The 18,291-nt window shown below is 51.9% G+C and carries 20 protein-coding genes; 5 read left to right on the forward strand and 15 right to left on the reverse strand.

The features are described from left to right. Positions 1 to 34 precede the first annotated feature (34 nt). Positions 35 to 964 (reverse strand): (2E,6E)-farnesyl diphosphate synthase, encoded by a 930-nt coding sequence (gene ispA / locus SC206_RS14045; RefSeq protein WP_332738052.1) that lies wholly within the window; start codon positions 962 to 964, stop codon positions 35 to 37. Positions 965 to 970: 6 nt separating this feature from the next. Then, positions 971 to 1,213: an exodeoxyribonuclease VII small subunit gene (gene xseB / locus SC206_RS14050; RefSeq protein ID WP_332738053.1), complete on the reverse strand. Its 243-nt coding sequence runs from the start codon at positions 1,211 to 1,213 to the stop codon at positions 971 to 973. Between the two features lie 233 nt (positions 1,214 to 1,446). On the opposite strand from xseB, the gene thiI reads away from it, so the two are divergent. After that, on the forward strand, positions 1,447 to 2,895 hold the full coding sequence (gene thiI / locus SC206_RS14055; protein WP_332738054.1) for a tRNA uracil 4-sulfurtransferase ThiI: 1,449 nt from the start codon (positions 1,447 to 1,449) through the stop codon (positions 2,893 to 2,895). 142 nt (positions 2,896 to 3,037) lie between these two features. Here the strand turns inward: thiI and SC206_RS14060 are convergent, their stop codons facing one another. The 5 genes from SC206_RS14060 to SC206_RS14080 all read right to left on the reverse strand — a co-directional run bounded on the left by SC206_RS14060 (position 3,038) and on the right by SC206_RS14080 (position 6,482). Then, complete coding sequence (locus SC206_RS14060) at positions 3,038 to 3,475, reverse strand: hypothetical protein (protein ID WP_332738055.1); 438 nt, start codon at positions 3,473 to 3,475, stop codon at positions 3,038 to 3,040. 1 nt (position 3,476) lies between these two features. Beyond that, entirely contained in the window at positions 3,477 to 3,953 is a 477-nt protein-coding gene (locus SC206_RS14065; RefSeq protein ID WP_332738056.1) for a hypothetical protein, read from the reverse strand. A gap of 144 nt (positions 3,954 to 4,097) precedes the next feature. Further along, complete coding sequence (gene yajL / locus SC206_RS14070) at positions 4,098 to 4,688, reverse strand: protein deglycase YajL (protein WP_332738057.1); 591 nt, start codon at positions 4,686 to 4,688, stop codon at positions 4,098 to 4,100. After that, positions 4,648 to 5,562, reverse strand: a complete 915-nt coding sequence (gene panE, locus SC206_RS14075; RefSeq protein ID WP_332738058.1) for a 2-dehydropantoate 2-reductase — start codon at positions 5,560 to 5,562, stop codon at positions 4,648 to 4,650. Before panE ends, yajL begins: the two co-directional genes overlap by 41 nt. 371 nt (positions 5,563 to 5,933) lie before the next feature. Then, positions 5,934 to 6,482 carry a helix-turn-helix domain-containing protein gene (locus tag SC206_RS14080; RefSeq protein ID WP_332738059.1) on the reverse strand — a complete coding sequence of 183 codons (549 nt, stop codon included), beginning with the start codon at positions 6,480 to 6,482 and terminating at the stop codon, positions 5,934 to 5,936. 102 nt (positions 6,483 to 6,584) lie between these two features. Here SC206_RS14080 and SC206_RS14085 point away from each other — a divergent pair, with 102 nt between their 5' ends. From SC206_RS14085 to SC206_RS14095, 3 genes are all read left to right on the forward strand, one after another. Further along, positions 6,585 to 7,265: an AzlC family ABC transporter permease gene (locus tag SC206_RS14085; protein WP_332738060.1), complete on the forward strand. Its 681-nt coding sequence runs from the start codon at positions 6,585 to 6,587 to the stop codon at positions 7,263 to 7,265. Then, entirely contained in the window at positions 7,262 to 7,585 is a 324-nt protein-coding gene (locus SC206_RS14090; protein ID WP_332738061.1) for an AzlD domain-containing protein, read from the forward strand. Before SC206_RS14085 ends, SC206_RS14090 begins: the two co-directional genes overlap by 4 nt. Positions 7,586 to 7,704: 119 nt before the next feature. Beyond that, positions 7,705 to 8,196, forward strand: coding sequence for a YajQ family cyclic di-GMP-binding protein (locus SC206_RS14095; RefSeq protein ID WP_332738062.1), 492 nt, complete (start codon positions 7,705 to 7,707; stop codon positions 8,194 to 8,196). Between the two features lie 127 nt (positions 8,197 to 8,323). Here the strand turns inward: SC206_RS14095 and SC206_RS14100 are convergent, their stop codons facing one another. The 8 genes from SC206_RS14100 to SC206_RS14135 form a co-directional block, all read right to left on the reverse strand. Further along, the gene (locus tag SC206_RS14100; protein ID WP_332738247.1) at positions 8,324 to 9,754 is read right to left on the reverse strand and encodes an MFS transporter; all 1,431 of its coding nucleotides are present in this window, start codon (positions 9,752 to 9,754) and stop codon (positions 8,324 to 8,326) included. A 211-nt stretch (positions 9,755 to 9,965) separates the two neighbouring features. Then, positions 9,966 to 10,853 carry a heme o synthase gene (cyoE, locus tag SC206_RS14105; protein WP_332738063.1) on the reverse strand — a complete coding sequence of 296 codons (888 nt, stop codon included), beginning with the start codon at positions 10,851 to 10,853 and terminating at the stop codon, positions 9,966 to 9,968. A gap of 17 nt (positions 10,854 to 10,870) precedes the next feature. Continuing rightward, positions 10,871 to 11,203: a cytochrome o ubiquinol oxidase subunit IV gene (locus tag SC206_RS14110; RefSeq protein ID WP_332738064.1), complete on the reverse strand. Its 333-nt coding sequence runs from the start codon at positions 11,201 to 11,203 to the stop codon at positions 10,871 to 10,873. Continuing rightward, positions 11,200 to 11,817: a cytochrome o ubiquinol oxidase subunit III gene (locus tag SC206_RS14115; protein WP_332738065.1), complete on the reverse strand. Its 618-nt coding sequence runs from the start codon at positions 11,815 to 11,817 to the stop codon at positions 11,200 to 11,202. Before SC206_RS14115 ends, SC206_RS14110 begins: the two co-directional genes overlap by 4 nt. Continuing rightward, entirely contained in the window at positions 11,807 to 13,798 is a 1,992-nt protein-coding gene (gene cyoB, locus SC206_RS14120; protein WP_332738066.1) for a cytochrome o ubiquinol oxidase subunit I, read from the reverse strand. The genes SC206_RS14115 and cyoB overlap by 11 nt, the downstream gene beginning before the upstream one ends. A 3-nt stretch (positions 13,799 to 13,801) precedes the next feature. Further along, positions 13,802 to 14,755 (reverse strand): cytochrome o ubiquinol oxidase subunit II, encoded by a 954-nt coding sequence (gene cyoA / locus SC206_RS14125; RefSeq protein ID WP_332738067.1) that lies wholly within the window; start codon positions 14,753 to 14,755, stop codon positions 13,802 to 13,804. Between the two features lie 630 nt (positions 14,756 to 15,385). Beyond that, complete coding sequence (gene ampG / locus SC206_RS14130) at positions 15,386 to 16,864, reverse strand: muropeptide MFS transporter AmpG (RefSeq protein WP_332738068.1); 1,479 nt, start codon at positions 16,862 to 16,864, stop codon at positions 15,386 to 15,388. 167 nt (positions 16,865 to 17,031) lie between these two features. Next, positions 17,032 to 17,616 carry a lipoprotein gene (locus tag SC206_RS14135; RefSeq protein ID WP_332738069.1) on the reverse strand — a complete coding sequence of 195 codons (585 nt, stop codon included), beginning with the start codon at positions 17,614 to 17,616 and terminating at the stop codon, positions 17,032 to 17,034. Between the two features lie 309 nt (positions 17,617 to 17,925). Between SC206_RS14135 and bolA the strand changes: the two genes are divergently transcribed. Next, complete coding sequence (gene bolA, locus SC206_RS14140; protein WP_332738070.1) at positions 17,926 to 18,240, forward strand: transcriptional regulator BolA; 315 nt, start codon at positions 17,926 to 17,928, stop codon at positions 18,238 to 18,240. Positions 18,241 to 18,291 lie beyond the last annotated feature (51 nt).

Raw genomic sequence — 18,291 nt, forward strand, 5'->3', positions numbered from 1 at the left:
TTGGAAATTTCGCGACGTTAGCGTTCGGGTGAAATCAGCTATCGCGTTCAATAACAAAGCGGGCTAATGCCAGCAATGGGGCCGTGTTGTAAGAATGTGTGGCCAGCGCTTCCAGAGCCGCGACGGCTTCCAGATAAAGGTCTTTGGCTTTGGCTTGCGCGCCTTCCAGACCCAGCAGGGCGGGATAGGTGCTTTTACCAAGCTGCTGATCCGCACCCTGACGCTTGCCCAGCGTTTGGGTATCCCCAATGACGTCCAGGATATCGTCCTGAACCTGAAACGCGAGGCCGATAGCTTCTGCATAACGATCGAGCAGCGGCAGCGCGGCGCGTCCGCGTTCACCGGCGGCCAGCGCGCCAATGCGCACGGCAGCGCGAATCAACGCGCCGGTTTTGTGACGATGAATGCGTTCCAGCGCGGCCAAATCAACCTGTTTGCCTTCGGCTTCGAGATCAAGCGCCTGTCCGGCACACATTCCGGCCACGCCGCTGGCCTGCGCCAGTTCGGAGATCATCGACAGGCGATCGCTAACCGCGACATCCGGCATCTCGACGTCGGCCAGAAGCGAAAACGCCAGCGTTTGCAGCGCGTCACCAGCAAGGATCGCGTTGGCTTCGCCGAATTTCACGTGACAGGTCGGCTGCCCGCGGCGCAAATCGTCATCATCCATCGCCGGCAAATCATCGTGGATCAGCGAATAGGCGTGAATACATTCGATTGCCGCTGCGGGCGCATCGAGGTTCTCGAGTTTCAGGCCAAACAGCTGGCCGCTGGCATACACCAGATAAGGACGCATGCGCTTTCCGCCGAGCAATGCGCCGTGACGCATGGCCTCGACCAGCGCCGAACCGCCAAAAGGCAGCGCGTCGATGTAGGCCACAAGCACGTTATCGACACGCTTTTGCAGCGTGCGAAGCTGCTGACTGAAGCTCGGGACTTCGGTTGGTTGTTCAATTAGGGACATCAGAAATTACTCGGCTTCCGGTGTAAAAGGTTGCAAAGGAGCATCGTGATCGCTGTCGAGCAGGATCTGCACGCGCTGTTCAGCTTGCTGTAATTTTTGTTGTCCCTGACGGGCAAGCTGTACGCCCTGTTCAAACTCATTCAGCGCGTCTTCCAGCGGAAGTTCTCCTGACTCAAGGCGAGCGACGATTTGTTCCAGTTCAGCCAATGCGGTTTCGAAATTGGCAGGTGGTGCAGCTTTTTTTGGCATAATTCTCTTTCAATATCGAAGTCGAGGGAGCCGTACAACAGTACGACACAGGGTTCGGCAAGTGGATCGCATCCTTTTGCGCGCAAAGTACACAAGTAAAGTGCTATACTCCGCGCCGCAGAAACTATTGGTAAGGGCAAAACCCGTAAATCATGCGTTTACCAATAGTTGATTCTAGATCCTTATTCAAATACTTACGACCCAGTATTTTCACCAGCCGATAAAAGATTGCCATGAAGTTTATCATTAAATTGTTTCCAGAAATCACCATCAAGAGCCAATCTGTCCGTTTGCGCTTTATTAAAATACTTTCAAGCAGCATTCGTAACGTTGTGAAGAGCCACGATGAGACCCTGGCGGTTGTTCGCCACTGGGATCATATCGAAGTTCGTAGCAAAGACGAAAGTAAACATGACCAGATTGTTGAATTGCTTTGCCGCATTCCCGGTATCCATCACGTTCTGGAGGTCGAAGATCGTCCTTATAAGGATGTTCACGACATCTTTGAGCAGACGCTGGAAGCCTACCGCGAAGAGCTGGAAGGCAAAACCTTCTGCGTGCGCGTTAAGCGTCGCGGCACCCACAGCTTTAGCTCCGGCGACGTCGAGCGCTATGTGGGCGGCGGCCTGAACCAGAATATCGCGTCGGCGTCGGTGAATCTCACCAACCCGGAAATGACCGTCAAGCTTGAGATCAACGAAGACAAGCTGGTGCTGGTCAAGAAGCGTTATCAGGGGCTGAGCGGTTATCCGATTGGCACGCAGGAAGACGTGATGTCACTGATCTCCGGCGGTTTTGACTCCGGCGTTTCGAGCTACATGCTGATGCGTCGCGGCAGCCGCGTGCATTACTGCTTCTTTAATCTGGGAGGTTCTGCACATGAAATCGGCGTTAAACAGGTGGCGTACTATCTGTGGAATCGTTTTGGCAGCTCGCACCGCGTGCGCTTTATTGCCATCGATTTCGAGCCGGTAGTGTGCGAAATTCTCGAGAAAATCGAAGACGGTCAGATGGGCGTGGTGCTTAAACGCATGATGGTTCGCGCAGCCTCGGCGATTGCCGAACGTTACGGCGTGCAGGCGCTGGTCACCGGCGAAGCGCTGGGCCAGGTTTCAAGCCAGACGCTGTCGAATTTGCGCCTGATCGATAACGCGACCAACACGCTGATTCTGCGTCCGCTCATTTCGCACGACAAGCAGCACATCATTGATATGGCGCGCGAAATCGGTACCGAAGACTTTGCCAAAACCATGCCGGAGTACTGCGGCGTGATTTCGAAAAGCCCGACGGTTAAAGCGATTAAAGCCAAGATTGAAGCGGAAGAAGAGCAGTTTGATTTCTCGATTCTGGAAAAAGTGATTGCCGAAGCGAAAAATCAGGACATCCGCACCATCGCCGAAGAGAGCGAGCAGGAAGTTGCAGAAGTCGAAACCGTGGCCGAATTTGCCAACACCGACGTCGTGCTGGACATCCGCGCGCCCGACGAGCAGGAAGAGAGCCCGTTGCAGCTCGAAGGCGTTGAAGTTAGCGCGCTGCCGTTTTACAAGCTGGGCGGCGCATTTAGCGCGCTCGACCAGAGTAAAACCTACCTGCTGTACTGCGATCGCGGCGTGATGAGCCGTTTGCAGGCACTTTATCTGCACGAGCAAGGCTTCAAAAACGTTAAAGTTTATCGTCCATAAGCTTTAGCCGTGTTGCCTGCTGATAAGAAAAAGGGATTGCTTCGGTAATCCCTTTTCTTTTATCTGAAATAAGCCTTGCTTCAATAAACCTTGTCCTCGATAAATCTTGTCTCTGATAAATCTTTTGCCCGATTCTTTTCCTTTATAGGCTTCTGCCTTGGATGAACAAAATTCCATTATCCGGTAATTGTTCATCAATCCTCGTCAGCATGCTGCGTAACAGCATTTCGGCTTCATGATGAAAACGTTGGCTAACGTTGTATCGGCTGTCGCTTCTCAACGCCAATCCACACATTTTGCTGATGTTTTTTACCAGCTTGAGCGCAATCGTCATCGTTTGCTCAAGATTATTATTACTGGCGGCAAATTCGAGGTCCCTCAGCATATCCCGCGCGCCTAGACACTGACTATCAAGCGCACGGGAATTACTGTTCAGAAGAATAAACGCGTTGCGAAGATTAATAATTTTACGGGTCAAATCACGGCTATGCTCGATGATTTCAGAGTTAAAATAGTTGGGCGGTTGAGCGAAGATCTGCGGATTGCGAGATGAGGCCAAGGAGTATGGGGTAGGGAACATGTTAAGCCTCGCTAAAATATGGTGAATGAGAGGTGCCTATATAGAAAGTCGAATGGGTAGGTTGATTCGCTAACTTGACCTGATGAGCGTAAAAAACCAGACCGTTAATACACTCTTTAAGCCTTTGTTCTGACAGATCAAAATTAATATTGGGGTGATTACGCAGCGGGAAGGTCGCGGAAGAGAGGCAGAGCCTGTTGGTGCGGTCCATCAGCTTCAAAGCGGGTTGGAGAGAAAATGCCGTGTTGGCATTAGCCCGCAGCGTATAGAGCGATTTCAACACTTTGCGATGCTTTTCATCGAAGCCAGCGGTATTGCTGCCAATCAGATAAGCCGTATTTTTTAATTCGCCCAGCTTGTGAACGATTTGTTCAGTTAGCTCGGAAATTTTTTCGGCGTTGGAGAGTGACTCAAAATAGCTCGGCGGTGGTGCTTCGGCTGGCACGGGATGCATAGAATGATTGATGTGGGATAACATAAATGCCCTCTCTAAAAAGGGCATGATAATGATTGGTAAAGGCGGGTGACTCGTCGTTTTCGCTCATTCGCAAGATGGCAAAGCGAAATGGCCGAAAACTGCTACTTTCGACGGGTGATGCGATTTTTACGAGCGTCGGCGAGATTAATCCTGATAGTTATGGATACCAGGGTAAAGCACCAGCTGACCGGCCACTTCCGCCGCTTTCTCTTTGCCTATCAGCAAATCAATCATTTTCAAGGCAAATTCGATGGCCGTGCCCGGACCTTGACTGGTCAGCAGGTTAACGCGTGGGTCGAACATGACGCGTTTTTCCATCCACTTGTTCGGTGAGATTTTCTCTTTCAGGCTCGGAAAACCGGTCATATTGCCGACGGGAAACAGGTCGTGGAATTCTAAAACTAGCGCGGGCGCGGCACAAATCGCGGCCACCAGTTTACCGGTGACATTGACGTGGCGAACCTTTTCGACCAGCAGCGGGCTGTCGCGGAAACACTCGGCGCCCTTGACGCCGCCGGGCAACACGATGACATCGAATTCGCGATCGGCGACATCAACCAGCGCGACGTCGGCCAGAATTTTTACGCCGCGCGAACAGCGAATCTCGAGATTGCCGTCGCCCGCCACGCTCGCGGTAGTGACTTCAACGCCCGCGCGGACCAGCAAATCTATCGCCGTGACTGCCTCCAGTTCCTCACTGCCAGGTGCCAGACATACCAGTGCCGAAACGCTCATAATCATTTTCCTTACTCTTAATCATTTCAAATAATTTATTGTTCGCGGGCAGATGAAGCCCGTATTTACGTCCTCGGCGCAGCACGTAACCCGTAATGTAATCAATTTCGGTATGGCGCTGGGTGCGGATATCTTGCAGCATTGAAGAGTGATTGGCCGAGGTAGTGTCGATGACCTGATAAACGTAGCTTAACAACGACTCTTTATGCGTTTGATAACCTTCGAAATCCATGACTTCCGCGACTTCGGCACAGATTTTTTCAATCTGATCCGCGTAGGCCAGCAAATCGCCGTTGGTGCAATTATGCAGCGCGGTGAGCGGATTAATGACGCAGTTTACCGCCAGCTTATTCCAAAGCGAAGGCAGAATATTGTCGTGCCAAGCCACGTCGGGCAGCGCGTCGTGCAGCCGATCGGCAATGTGACTTGACGCCGCGCCGTGCGAGTTTGCCGGCCCGATATGGGTAATTCCCGAGGCGACGTGAACAATCGCGTTGCCCTCGTGGCGCGCGGCGTGGGTGGTCGCGCCTAGCAGAATCGGCAGCCGATTGGCAGGCAGTTCGTCGATGGTGCCCATGCCGTTATGCAGCAGCAAAATAGCGCAATCTGGATGCAGCAGCGGCATCAGCGGAGCCAGCGCGCTCGACACCTGCCACGCCTTGAGCGTGACCAGCAGCAGTTCGCTTTCGGCCAGATGCTGAGGATCGTTGGTGGGAAGATTGCGGTTAAACGCCATGCCGTCGGGCGAAATGACATTGACGGCGCAGAACGGCTGGGGAATACGCAGCCAACCCTGCACGTCGTGGCCTTTCTTGTACAGGCTAGACAGCCACAGCTGACCCAATGCCCCCGCCCCCAATACTGAAATCTTCATTACTACTCCTAGGTAACGCACATCTTTCACGCCGTGGCTGCGTTGGCCGCCCTCGGCAACCCCAGTCACTTACTCATGTAAGCTCCCGGGGATTTACCTCGGTTGCCGCCTTGCCACAACGCGAAATCTGCACGTTACGAGTTGTGTTCTTTCTAGAGCAACACAAGTTACTGACCTGTGTTGCTCTTGGGGATTACCTCAGTCGGCGCCTTGCCACAACGCGAAATCTATAGGAGCGCGGACAGTGTTTGCTGGTTTTAAGATAAAAAACAAACAGCCAGCAATGTTGCGTAAATGTAAAATTTATCTTCTTAGTATAGCTTTTTTTGTGGATTGCATCACACTTTTGGTGCTTTTTGTTTGTCTATTAATCAGTTTTGCTCGGAGACCAAAATTGCGTGGGTGTCGGGCTCGAGCGCTTGGAATACGTGGGGCTGATCGGCGGGGTAGCAAATATAATCGCCTGCCGTTAGCTCTATCGGATTGTCGGTCGGACCGATTAATGCGCGGCCCTGCGTGACAATAAGATGCTCGACCGCGCCGGGGTTATGAGGCTTGGAATGACGATCTTCGCCGGGCTGGGTGATGAGTAAATAGATGTCACGTCGTGCGCCGGGCGGGCAGGTGGCAAGCAGGATCGCCTTGTAATTGGCCATCTCGGCGGTGACTGAAGGCCCTTCGCCGAAACGGATCACTTGAGAAGTGTTGATCTGCTGCTCCATCAAACGCGCGAAAGGAATATCCAGCGCAACGCACAGTGCCCAAAGCGTTTCCAGGCTAGGATTACCGTTTCCGGCTTCCAGCTGCGACAGAGTGGATTTTGCAATGCCCGCGCGACGGGCAATTTCGGCTAATGACAGGCCGGTCCGCTGACGTTCGCGAACCAGCGCTTTTGCGATGATCGAAATAGGCTGGGTCATAAAAGCTACCGGTGTTTTTTATATCGAACGAATCGTTCGTCTTGAAAGTCTTTGGCGAATTGTTCATTATACCTGCCAAACTGTTCGTTATGGGAAAGATATATGCGTGCAACATGGATTTCGCCGCTGCGCAAAGACGTCATCAGGGCAATTATTTTAGTCTGTCTGGCCGATGGAATTGTCGCGGTCTCTTACGGATCGTTGGCGACGGCGGGCGGTTTTCCGCTGTGGGTGCCGATGGCGCTCTCAATCTGCGTGCTGGCTGGCGCATCGGAGTTTCTCTTTATTACCGTGGTCGCCAGCGGTGGCAGTCCGTTTGCGGCGGCGGCGGCGGGTTTGCTGGTCAACGCGCGTCATCTGCCGTTCGGCATGGCGGTGAAAGATTTAGTGGGTGAAAAGGGCGCGAACGTGCTCAAGCCGCTGTTGGGTTGTCACATTATGAATGACGAAAGCGTGGTGTTTGGCGTGTCGCAGAAAACGCCTCGCGAGGCGCGTGCCGCCTATTGGTTCTGCGGTTTGGGTATCGCGATCTGCTGGCCATTGGGCGTGCTGCTCGGCGGGTCGCTTGGAAAAATTATCCCGGATATCAAGGTGATCGGATTGGACGCGGTATTTCCTGCCATCCTCATCGCGCTGATTGTTTCCGCGTTGAGGCACAGGCAAACCATGAGGCGCGCATTTACCGGCATGCTGCTGTCAATGGCCGCCGTGCCGTGGGTGCCTGCGGGCATGCCGGTGCTGTTCTCTTTACTGGGGTTGGCGGTGTGGAGAAAGCATAAATGAACGGCCACTGGATGATAATCGCGGGCATTGGATTGCTGGCCGCAGGGACGTATTTACTGCGCTTCGCCGGTTACAAGTTGGGCAGCCGCTTAACGCTGTCACCCGCCGCCACCGCGCTGTTCGCCGACGCCGCCACGACATTATTATTGGCGGTCGCGGCGATCTCGACCTTTTATGAGGGCGAAAATTTTGCCGGATTCGCCCGCTGTCTGGGCGTGGGCGTGGCGGCTTATCTGGCTTGGCGCAGGCGTCCGCTGATTGTGGTGATCCTCGTGGCGGCGGTGGTTACGGCCGGTTTGCGCCTTCTCGGCGTTAAATAGTGTTAAAAACCAGCATTAGCGACAGTTTACTCCAGCAGTTTTTGGCAACGCGGATGGAAGGCGGTATCATGGAGGCCATCGCAGATAGACGCACAATCACATTTAAGGGAGAAGCTTGAATGCCATCTTTCGATATAGTTTCAGAAATTGATATGCAGGAAGTTCGCAACGCCGTGGAAAACGCCACGCGTGACCTGGCGAACCGTTGGGATTTTCGTAACGTTGAAGCCAGCTTTGAATTGAACGAGAAAGACGAATCGATCAAGGTTGCCAGCGTGTCCGATTTTCAGGTCGAGCAGCTGCTGGACATCCTGCGCGCCGCGCTGCTGAAGCGCAACATTGAAGGCGGTTCACTGGACATCCCGAAAGAGATGGTTCACAGCGGTAAAACCTTCAGCGTTGACGCCAAGCTGCATTCCGGTATCGAAAGCGCGCTGGCGAAAAAGATCGTTAAGCTGATCAAAGACAGCAAGCTGAAAGTGCAGGCGCAGATTCAGGGCGACGAAGTGCGCGTGACCGGTAAGGCGCGTGATGACTTGCAGGCCGTGATGGCGCTGGTGCGCGGTGGCGATTTGGGTCAGCCGTTCCAGTTTAAAAACTTCCGCGACTAACGCATTCTGGCTTTGCCTGTTTGCCGCAGATAAGTTTGCCGCGGATAACTGTTTGCTGCGGATAACTGTGCCGCCCATAAAAAAGGGAGATCGATAATCGATCTCCCTTTTTACTTTTACTCTTTTATCAAGCTTGGGCGACTAAAGTCTCGAGCGCCTGACGATTGGTCAGTTTGGTATCGACCTTCACGTAAGCACTTAACTCATCAACCACCACTACCGCATCGGCAACGCCGGGCTGCGATTTAATGCGCGCTTCGAGCGTGGCATCTTTGGCAATGTTTTCGGAAAGCGTGATACGCAGGCTGCTGACATAAGGCGGTTCCGACATGGTCGCGCTCACCGCCAGCCAAATCACCGCTAACGCTGCACACACCAGGAACACTGCGCCCGCGCCGGCATGACCAAACACATAACCGCCGAGGCTGCCGCCAATCGCGACACCGATAAACTGGCTGGTGGAGTAAAGTCCCATCGCGGTGCCTTTATAGCCCGCCGGAGACTCTTTGCTGATAAGCGACGGCAGAATCGCTTCCATGACGTTAAACGCCAGGAAGAAGATCTGAATACCCGCGATAACCGCCCAAAGATGCAGACCGGCAAACCAAAGAACCAGCTCGGCCAGCAGCAGCACGGCGACGCAACCCATGAAGACCTGCTTCATGTGGCGCTTTTTCTCGGCATAGATAATCACCGGGATAACCGCCACAAAGGAGGTCAGCATGGTCACCAGATAGACGCGCCAGTGTTCGCTCGGCGGGAAGCCTGCGCTTTCCATTACGCGCGGCAGCACCACAAAGCTCGACATCAGCATAATGTGCAGGCACAGAATGCCAAAGTTGAGTTTCAGCAGTTTGCCGTTGGTCAGCACTTTGCCGAAGCTGCCTTTCACCATGCTCGACTCGCGATTCAACACGTGAGTGGCAGGGGAGGGGACCACGGCGACGGTAATGATAATGCCGACAATAGTCAGTGCGGCGATAGCCCAGAACAGGGCGTGCAGGCCCCAAGCGTGGGTAATAATCGGGCCCAGCACCATCGCGATGGCAAAGGTAATGCCGAAACTGATGCCGATAAAAGCCATGGCCTTGGTGCGGTTCTGCTCGCGGGTCAGGTCGGAAAGCAGCGCCATCACAGCGGCGGCGATGGCACCGGAACCTTGCAGGGCGCGACCAATAATGATGCCCCAGATAGAATCCGTGCTGGCCGCGACCACGCTACCTATCGTAAAGATGAGCAGCCCGAAAACGATAAGCGGCTTGCGTCCAACGCGGTCGGAAAGCAGTCCGAAAGGAATTTGGAAAATTGCCTGCGCCAGCCCATAAATACCGATGGCGATGCCGATCAGTGTCTCACTGGCTCCGGCCAAGGACATGCCGTAAGTGGTGAGAACCGGAAGAACCATGAACATGCCGAGCATGCGGAGTGAAAATACTGTCCCTAGTCCCCACGTCGCCCGACTTTCCTGCCGGGTCATTTGGTTATCTTTCATTGCTACCTCAAAATTACAAACAGCGACATTGTAGTGTCTTTTTTGTGTGCAGGTAAATTGCTGGATGTTTAGCAGATATTTCAGTTTTCTCAAGTAAGACAAAAAAGAGAGTCATGCTGCGCGTGAATCGAGGGAAGAGGGCACTGAAATACTGAAGTGTTAAATACTGATTTCTAAACGCTGGTAAAAAAAATACTGAATTAATTCAAGGGATTATGCGATTAACGAAAGAAAATGGCCGGTATGATAACCGGCCATTTGTCGAGTCACCGCACGCTTACCAAACGTAGGTAAGCAGGCTATTCGGTGCTGCGGCGTTAAAGTCGATAGACATCATGACACTCAGTGAAGTGATGGCAACGATGGAGAAAACAAACAGCTTTCTTGCCCATACGATGTCATTTTCAGTTTTGTATCCGCGCAGTGCCATGCCCAGCCACCACACGCTGACGGCGGCGGCAACGATCAGGTATTTATACCCTGCGTAACCGCTGAGAGTCAGCATCAGGGTGGCAATCATAAAGGCCAGGATCCAGACCGTAATATGATGCTTCGCCACTGCAACGCCTTTAACAACCGGCAGAACCGGGATATTCGCTGCCTGATAATCCTTAAAGCGGAAGATGGCAATCGCGTACGAGTGCGGCATCTGCCACAGGCTGAAGATCAGTAGCAGGATCAACGCGCCGGTATCGAACTGGCCGCTGACGGCACAGTATCCGATAACCGGCGGCGCTGCGCCGGATAAGCTACCAATCAGCGTGCCGTAAACGGATTTGCGTTTCATGTAGAGGCTATAAACCCCGACATAAACCACAAAGCCCATTACCGCCAACCACATAGACAACGGGTTGGCGCCAACGTACAGCAACGCAAAGCCTAAAATACCCAGGATAGTAGCGTAAACCAGGGTGGTTTTCGGCGGTATAAGTCCTTTTACCAGAACTCGGTTCTTCGTTCTTTCCATTACCTTGTCAATGTCGCGGTCTATGTAGTTGTTAAACACACAGCCCGACGCGACGACCAACGAGACGCCAACAAACGCAGCGAGAAAGAGAGGGAAATCGATGCTTCCTTTCGAAGCAAGGAGGAATCCCCCGACGACAGAAATTAAATTACCGAAAATAATTCCTGGCTTAGTTACTTGCAGGTATTTCTTAATCATCACATGCAGCTCGGCTTTTAACTGACCATCATATTGAGGTTGAGGTTATACATAATCCACAGTGAGCCCACAACGACGATAAAGATAATCACAGCGGTGAACAGGAACGCGATCAGGTTCCAACGTGCTTCCGACGACGTATTCATGTGCAGGAAGTACACCAGGTGAACGACTATCTGGATGATTGCCGAAGCAATGACCGTGCCCAGGATCAGCGAATGTGACGCTGTATCGCTCATCACCATCGCAAACGGAATGACCGTCAGGATGATAGACAAGATGAAGCCGGTCAGATAAGACTTCAGGCTACCGTGGCTTGACCCGCCGTGAGAGGTGGCTGAATGACTCATGCTAGAACTCCCATCAGATAAACTACGGTAAACACGCAGATCCAAACCACGTCAAGGAAGTGCCAGAACAGGCTCAGACACATCAGACGCGTTTTGTTCGTTTCACTCAGACCGCGACGGCTAACCTGGATAATCATTACAACAATCCAGATCAGACCACAGGTAACGTGCAGACCGTGAGTCGCAACCAGCGCAAAGAATGCGGACAGGAAGCCACTGCGGTCAGGACCGAAACCTTCGGTAATCAGGTGATGGAACTCATAAAGTTCCATGCCGATAAAGCCAAGACCGAACAGGAAAGTCACGAACAACCAGCCCTTCACAGAGCCGGTGTTGCCTTTTTCCATGCCGAGCATCGCCATGCCGTAGGTAATACTTGAGAACAGCAGGCAGAACGTTTCGACCAGTACGAACGGAAGTTCGAAAATGTCTTTACCAGCGGGACCACCAGCGGTCCCGTGTACCAGTACCGCGTACGTTGCAAACAGGCTTGCAAACAGTACGCAGTCACTCATCAGGTAAATCCAGAAGCCAAAGACTTTGGTCTCACCCGCGTCGTGGTGCCCATGCTCCGGATCAACCGTGCTATGAGGATTCAGAGAATCAGTTGCCATATTTCACGCCCGCTTTGCTGATATTTTCATAATGTTCGTTTTCGATACGTTCTACTTCTGCAACAGGAACGTAGTAATCAACATCTTCGTCGAAGCTTTTCCAGATCCAGGTGATAACGATACCCAGGAAGCCGACGATGACTAACCACCACATGTCCCAGATTGCTGCGAAACCAAACGCCAGGCTGAACACGGCAATGATGAAGCCTGCACCGCTGTTTTTAGGCATATGAATCTCTTCATATTTCTCTGGTTTCACATAAGCGGTACCTTTCTCTTTCATGTCCCAGAACTCATCGCGGTCGTGGATATGTGGCACGATGGCGAAGTTGTAGAACGGAGGAGGAGAAGAGGTTGCCCACTCCAGAGTACGCGCACCCCACGGGTCACCGGTCAGGTCGCGATTCTTCTCACGGTCACGTACGGAGACGAAGAACATGATGAAGATACACGCGATACCACAGGCAATCAGGAAGGCACCGAACGCGGCAACACACAGCAGAGTGTGGAACTGCGGGTCAATGTCCTGGCTGATACGACGAGTCATACCCATGAAGCCCAGTGCGTACAGCGGCATAAAGGCGACGAAGAAGCCGATGATCCAGAACCAGAACGCACGCACGCCCCAGGTTTCGTTCAGCGTGAAGCCGAAAGATTTAGGGAACCAGTAAGTCAGACCTGCGAAGCAACCAAATACCACACCGCCGATAATAACGTTATGGAAGTGGGCAATCAGGAACAGACTGTTGTGCAGTACGAAGTCAGCACCTGGAACCGCCAGCAGAACGCCGGTCATACCACCCACGGAGAAGGTGATGATGAAGCCGATGGTCCACAGCATTGCGGCGTTCAGGGTGATACGACCCTGATACATGGTGAACAGCCAGTTGAAGATTTTAACCCCAGTCGGGATAGAAATGATCATCGTCATGATGCCGAAGAAGGCATTGACGTTGGCGCCTGAACCCATGGTAAAGAAGTGGTGCAGCCAAACAACAAACGCCAGCACGGTGATGGCAATCGTTGCCCATACCAGTGAGGTGTAACCAAACAGGCGTTTTTTGGAGAAGGTTGCGGTCACTTCAGAGAACACCCCGAACACTGGCAGAATAAGGATATACACTTCCGGATGGCCCCAGGCCCAAATCAGGTTGATGTACATCATCATGTTGCCGCCCATATCGTTGGTAAAGAAATGGGTACCGATATAACGGTCAAGCGTCAGCAGGGCAATGGTCACGGTCAAAATCGGGAACGAGATAATGATCAGGACGTTGGTGCACAGTGCAGCCCAGGTAAATACCGGCATTTTCATCAGCGGCATACCAGGCGCACGCATCTTCATGATGGTCGCGAAGAAGTTAACACCTGTCAGCAAGGTCCCGATACCGGATATCTGTAGACTCCATATCCAGTAGTCGACCCCCACGCCCGGGCTGTATACCTTACCTGACAACGGCGGATAGGCCAGCCAGCCAGTCTGTGCGAACTCACCAATACCCAGAGAGATGTTGATCAGTACCACAGCAACGGCGGTGAACCAGAAGCTGATGTTGTTCAGGAACGGGAACGCAACGTCGCGCGCACCGATTTGTAGCGGTACAACCACGTTCATCAGACCGATTACGAAAGGCATCGCCATGAAGAAGATCATGATTACGCCGTGCGCGGTAAAGATTTGGTCATAGTGATGAGGTGGCAGGAAGCCGGGACTGCCCTCGGATGCCATAACCTGTTGGGTACGCATCATTACGGCATCGGCAAAGCCGCGGATAAGCATGACAATCGCAAGGATGATGTACATGATACCCAGTTTTTTGTGGTCAACCGAGGTGATCCACTCGGTCCACAGGTATTTCCATTTCCCGAAATAGGTTATTGCTGCAACCAGAGCGATACCGCCCAGGATGATTGCGGCAACAGTGACCATAACGATTGGAACGTCAAATGGAATGTCACTTAGCGTAAGTTTTCCGAACATCTTTTATTCCCCGGCTCCGGCAGTGTGAGACTTATCACCCATATCCATGCCTTTCATGTCTGTACCGGCTGGCATAGGCATTGTCTGGCCTGCTGGCATATTCATGTCGTGCGAATACTGACCAATGATATTTTTGAACAAATCAGGCTGAACGGTAGAGAAGTATTCGACTGGGTTGTCGATACTGTCTGCGGCCAGAGACTTGAACTGATCCATCGTGGCAAGCTGATTCGGTGCTTGCTTGACTTTAGCAACCCACGTATCGAAATCGGCACGGCTAGGTGTGGCAATAGCGTTGAACTTCATACCAGAGAAGCCGCGACCACTGTAGTTTGCCGAGATGCCCTTGTAGGTACCCGCCTCATTTGCAATCAAGTGCAACTGAGTCTGCATACCGGCCATCGCGTAAATCTGTCCACCTAACTGCGGGATGAAGAAGGAGTTCATCACGGTGTCGGACGTCACTTTGAACTGAACAGGGACATCTTTAGGAATAACCAGCTCATTTACCGTCGCGATACCCTGCTCTGGATAGATGAACAACCATTTCCAATCGAGTGAAACCACTTCGACTGTCATCGGTTTTTCTTCGGTTACGATAGGTTTGAACGGGTCAAGCGCATGGGTGGTTTTCCAGGTTATCGTTGCCAGAATGGCAATGATGATAATTGGAATAGTCCATACCACTGCTTCTACTTTGTTGGAGTGTGACCAATTTGGACTGTACTTAGCGTCTGTATTAGAAGCGCGATACTTCCATGCAAAAGCAAAAGCCATAACGATTACTGGTATAACGACGATCAGCATTAAACCGATCGCTGTCAATATCAGCGTTCTTTGCTCTAGTCCAATTGCTCCCTTGGGATCCATTAGTGCCGTATTGCAGCCACTTAACATTACAGTGGATGCAAATATAGACAACATCCCAATACTTTTATTGTATTTCTTAAGTCTCATCTAACGACCTCAATAACAGGGCTCTATTGTCGCTTCATGTGTGCGGGCATTTTACGGGAAGGTTACGGTACTGTAAACACGCTTAAAGCAGTGTAAATGCACGTCCCACACTTTATGTTAACGTGGTCACACCTGTTACGGGAAGTGACAATTTCTTTGTGGCAACAGTACCTTGCACTTTTTTTGGTCACTATGTAGTGAAAAAACAAGACGTAGCAACAGTATGGATATTTAGTGCCTTTTTTTAATGATCGAGAGAGGTGTTATTTATGTAAACAGAATGTTGAAATTAAGTGAAAATAAAATGAATGAAAAAGAGGATAAAAACGATCAATGAAACAAAGTGTAAATTAGAAATATTTTTTTATTACCTTTGAATTAATTTTTGATCTAGATCAGGGTAAATAAATATATTAACTAAAATACAACAATGACGCCCCAGAAAGCACAACAAAATGCCGTCTGAGGTATAAAGGATTGAGCTTATTTTCTGCCGTGAAGCGCTGTCTTTAAGATGAAAGTCGCCGCAGAGATAAGAGTGTAGATGAGATTTAAGGAACTGCCAGAAAAGAGCAGGGCCAAAACGTGATTGATTTGGCCCTAATGTGTTTAACAGAATGTCATTTCTCGCTACAACACCGGCTGGCGGCGCAAGGCGAGAAAATCCAGCACGCTGCCGAGCGCAATGCCGATCAGTGCCAGCAATGCGCCAGCCTGTACAATATGGCTCGCGGGCTGCGATAAATGAGTCCAGTCAAGACCGTCGGTAATTAAAATAATCACCCACAGGCCGAGCAAAATAGCGCCCACTAATAAAAATCTTATTGCCCAACGATAAGCCGAGCCGAAATAACGACGCGGTTCGAAACTGTCGGATTGCTGCGTCTGTTCCAGCGTCTGTCGACATAACAGCAGCAGCAGTAAACCCGGCAATGCCGCGACGATAGAGAACAGATAAAACAGCGGCCAGCCGTTGGCTTCAACAAACCAGCCGGCAATCGGCCCCACGTAAACGCGACCCACGGCAGACAGCGCCGACAGCAGTGCAAATTGCGTGGCTGAAAACGACTTGTTGCAGAGTGCCATCAGCAGCGCGACAAAAGCCGCCGTGCCCATGCCGCCACACAGGTTTTCGAAAAAGATCGCCGTGCCCATCGAGTAGAGATGTTTATCGGTCACCGCCAGAATCCAGTAACCCGCGTTCGAGACGCCTTGCAGCAGGCCAAACAGCATCAGCGCGCGGAACAGGCTCAAACGCTGCATCAACACGCCACCAAGCAGCGCGCCGAAAATCGTCGCCAGCAGGCCGAGGGTCTTGTTAACTAATCCGACTTCGCCCGCGTCAAAGCCGACGCCGCGAATCAAAAAAGTGGTGCTGAGGCTACCGGCAAAGGCATCGCCGAGTTTGTACATCACGATTAACAGCAGGATCAGCCACGCATTATTACGGCCAAAGAAATCTTTTAGCGGCGCGATAACCGCCAGTTCCAGCGTTTTCGGCGCAGGACTCTCCACCTCCGGCTCGGGCGCGAACAGCGTCGCCGCCACGCCAATCAGCATCAGCGCCGCCATCAGCCAGTAAGTGTGTTGCCAGCCAAGATAGCGATCGGCGAGCCACAGGGCCAATCCGCCCGACACCAGCATCGCCAGCCGATAACCTAGCACCGACACCGCCGCGCCGTTGCCCCTTTCCTGCGCGCTGAGCAAGTCGGTTTTATAAGCATCAAAAACAATATCTTGCGACGCAGAGGCAAAGGCAATTAATACCGCCAGCGCCGCTAGCCAGAATAAATCGCGGGAAGGATCCATGTAACCCATGGCAAAAATTGCCACCACCAGCAGCAGTTGCGTGATGATAAGCCAGCCACGACGGCGGCCGAAAAACGACGGCGTATAGCGGTCCATCATCGGCGACCAGAGGAATTTAAACACATAGGCCTGACCCACCAGCGAGAAGATGCCGATGGTTTTCAGGTCGAGATTTTCGACCGTCATCCACGCCTGTAGCGTGCCGGAAGTCAGCGCCAGCGGCAGTCCCGAGGCAAAGCCCAGCAGCAGCAGAATGACGGTATTTCGTTGGGTGAAGATAGTGAAGTACTGTTTCAGCATGGCATCCGTGTTCCTGCAAGGCCGGTGAATAGGGGGCGCAGGGGCATCATAAAGGATAAATGCGGATAATAAAGGAGGGAATCGGGAGAAGGGGGCAAAACGGCAAAACATTCAGAGGCTTCTGCCCGACGGGAGCCGGGCAGAAGCCAATGTTATCGCTCGCTAACTCAGTGCGAGTTGGCCTTGATGAATTCGCTGACGCTGGTGTCTTGCGCCATGTCGGCAATCACATCGCCCATCACGGTGTTAACCACGTTGGTGATTTTCGCGTCGGTCGCAGTGAATGCACCCTGAACGTTATAGGTTGAGCGGTAGTTTTTCACCTGCTTGTTGCCATTTTTGGCGGTCGCGATGATAGAGATATCTGCCTTGGTGGTGATGTTGTAGCGCAGATTACCTTCCTGAACATCGGCGTACAGGTTATTGACCACGATTTGCAGGTCGACGGCACCGTCAGGACCAACCATGTAGCCGCGCGCCGTCATCTGCTTCTCGAGAGACTCTTGCAGCAGGAAGCGCAGGTCGCGGGAAGGTGTCAGCGAGACCAGCTGGCCGTCGCGATTAACCTTGGCCAGCGCCTTGTCCTGACGCAGGTCCGCGCCGTTGATGCTGATTGTCACGCCCATCAGCGTGGGATCCTGCGTTGGCAGGGCAATCTTTGGAGAAATGTTCAGTGTGTTGCTGCTGGTCGCACAGCCTGCGAGCATAAAGAGTGCCAGCACAGGGAAAATAACTTTTTTGAATAGCGTCATTTTTTCAATTATCCGTCTTTGCAAAGTCAAAAGTTCGCGTGTTTTCATTGTAGAATTGGCAGCATCATAGCATTGCGAATGTTTAGCGTGCCATGAGATTGGACCGCGGAATGTGTTAAATTATCGCAGGCAAGTGAAAAAATAGTGAGAGAACGCGCCGATTTACCCTTCAAACCGCCCTTTTGTTCACATAAGTAAGATTTTCTTTTTGAAAGTAAGAATAAAACGGAAAACAGCCTATTCTTTAAGGTAAGACGGCGAAATAGTTGGGCGCAGTTCTCTGTTAGGCGTGTTTATAAGGAGATGGCTATGATTCGCGAACAAATAGAAGCAAAGTTGGCCGCAGCGTTTGAACCAACGCACCTGGATGTAACAGATGAAAGTTATCGCCATAATGTGCCTGCGGGTTCTGAAAGCCACTTTAAGGTGGTGATGGTAAGCGATAAATTCGTGGGCGAACGCTTTTTATCCCGCCACCGTTCTATCTATTCCGTACTGTCGGCAGAGCTGGCTGGCAGCGTTCACGCGCTGGCCCTGCACACTTACACGATGAAGGAGTGGGAAGGGCTGCAAGACACCGTTCCGGCCTCTCCACCGTGCCGTGGTGCAGGAACTTTAGCCTAAAATTAGCTATTTTCGGCAAAATCGTGACTAAAACGCCTTTAATAGAGAGTA

Origin of the sequence: Rouxiella sp. T17 (assembly GCF_036663475.1) — a bacterium.
Taxonomy (GTDB): Bacteria; Pseudomonadota; Gammaproteobacteria; order Enterobacterales; family Enterobacteriaceae; genus Rouxiella.

Coding starts and splice junctions, on each gene's coding strand:
- SC206_RS14060 (WP_332738055.1), bottom strand. CDS start 3,475: ATGTTCCCTACCCCATACTCCTTGGCCTCATCTCGCAATCCGCAGATC.
- SC206_RS14135 (WP_332738069.1), bottom strand. CDS start 17,616: ATGACGCTATTCAAAAAAGTTATTTTCCCTGTGCTGGCACTCTTTATG.
- SC206_RS14085 (WP_332738060.1), top strand. CDS start 6,585: ATGCGTGCAACATGGATTTCGCCGCTGCGCAAAGACGTCATCAGGGCA.
- SC206_RS14065 (WP_332738056.1), bottom strand. CDS start 3,953: ATGTTATCCCACATCAATCATTCTATGCATCCCGTGCCAGCCGAAGCA.
- SC206_RS14115 (WP_332738065.1), bottom strand. CDS start 11,817: ATGGCAACTGATTCTCTGAATCCTCATAGCACGGTTGATCCGGAGCAT.
- yajL (WP_332738057.1), bottom strand. CDS start 4,688: ATGAGCGTTTCGGCACTGGTATGTCTGGCACCTGGCAGTGAGGAACTG.
- cyoE (WP_332738063.1), bottom strand. CDS start 10,853: ATGATTAAGAAATACCTGCAAGTAACTAAGCCAGGAATTATTTTCGGT.
- cyoA (WP_332738067.1), bottom strand. CDS start 14,755: ATGAGACTTAAGAAATACAATAAAAGTATTGGGATGTTGTCTATATTT.
- SC206_RS14080 (WP_332738059.1), bottom strand. CDS start 6,482: ATGACCCAGCCTATTTCGATCATCGCAAAAGCGCTGGTTCGCGAACGT.
- thiI (WP_332738054.1), top strand. CDS start 1,447: ATGAAGTTTATCATTAAATTGTTTCCAGAAATCACCATCAAGAGCCAA.
- ispA (WP_332738052.1), bottom strand. CDS start 964: ATGTCCCTAATTGAACAACCAACCGAAGTCCCGAGCTTCAGTCAGCAG.
- SC206_RS14090 (WP_332738061.1), top strand. CDS start 7,262: ATGAACGGCCACTGGATGATAATCGCGGGCATTGGATTGCTGGCCGCA.
- SC206_RS14095 (WP_332738062.1), top strand. CDS start 7,705: ATGCCATCTTTCGATATAGTTTCAGAAATTGATATGCAGGAAGTTCGC.
- cyoB (WP_332738066.1), bottom strand. CDS start 13,798: ATGTTCGGAAAACTTACGCTAAGTGACATTCCATTTGACGTTCCAATC.
- bolA (WP_332738070.1), top strand. CDS start 17,926: ATGATTCGCGAACAAATAGAAGCAAAGTTGGCCGCAGCGTTTGAACCA.
- ampG (WP_332738068.1), bottom strand. CDS start 16,864: ATGCTGAAACAGTACTTCACTATCTTCACCCAACGAAATACCGTCATT.
- xseB (WP_332738053.1), bottom strand. CDS start 1,213: ATGCCAAAAAAAGCTGCACCACCTGCCAATTTCGAAACCGCATTGGCT.
- panE (WP_332738058.1), bottom strand. CDS start 5,562: ATGAAGATTTCAGTATTGGGGGCGGGGGCATTGGGTCAGCTGTGGCTG.
- SC206_RS14110 (WP_332738064.1), bottom strand. CDS start 11,203: ATGAGTCATTCAGCCACCTCTCACGGCGGGTCAAGCCACGGTAGCCTG.